This window comes from Parendozoicomonas verongulae (assembly GCF_009711465.1).
Lineage (GTDB): Bacteria > Pseudomonadota > Gammaproteobacteria > Pseudomonadales > Endozoicomonadaceae > Sansalvadorimonas > Sansalvadorimonas verongulae.
The window spans coordinates 1,848-2,410 of record NZ_SMME01000669.1; the positions used below are offsets into that span (position 1 = coordinate 1,848).

Genomic DNA, 563 nt, shown 5'->3' on the forward strand with positions numbered 1-563 from the left:
GAGGAAGTGAATTATCGATAGATACCCCCAACGTTCAGTCTGTCGATACCGGTCCGGAGCAGACTGGCCGCAATCAGTGGTTGTCTTACTTATCCAGTCGCATGAATCCTGAAAAGATAGCTGAACTGGAAAAGACTCTTGGGGTCAGTCAGAGTACGTTTACCGGATCGGTACAAAGTGGTACAGCATTACCGGCAAGTTCGACATCCGCTCCAAAAGTCGACGACATTGTACAAAAACTCTGGAAACAGAGGGCAGACAGTAACGCCTTTGCCTTGGGGTGTGAGTTATTAAAAAGTGAGGATAAACCGGATCTCAAGCAGCGTTCCCTCTTAGGCCACTGGTTCTCTTCCAGTAGTCCACTCGCTTTGGCGGCAGGTGATTTTGTTCGTTCGGGTCAACCTGTTGATATTGTGTTGCAAGGGCTTCAGGGCTTACACGAAAAAATGGTCCAGAGCGGCCTGGTCTGGCGAGTTGACTGGCAATATTCCATACTCAGGATACTCACCCGGACCTGTGAATGCTTGGGAGTTCATTCACCTCAGGTTATAGCCATTGCTCAG

General features: G+C 49.2%; 1 protein-coding gene. It reads left to right on the plus strand.

Features of this window, described 5'->3' with window-relative positions:
- Nucleotides 1-101 precede the first annotated feature (101 nt).
- On the plus strand, nucleotides 102-563 hold a 462-nt coding region (locus E1189_RS25045; protein ID WP_230460067.1), incomplete at its 3' end, for a hypothetical protein.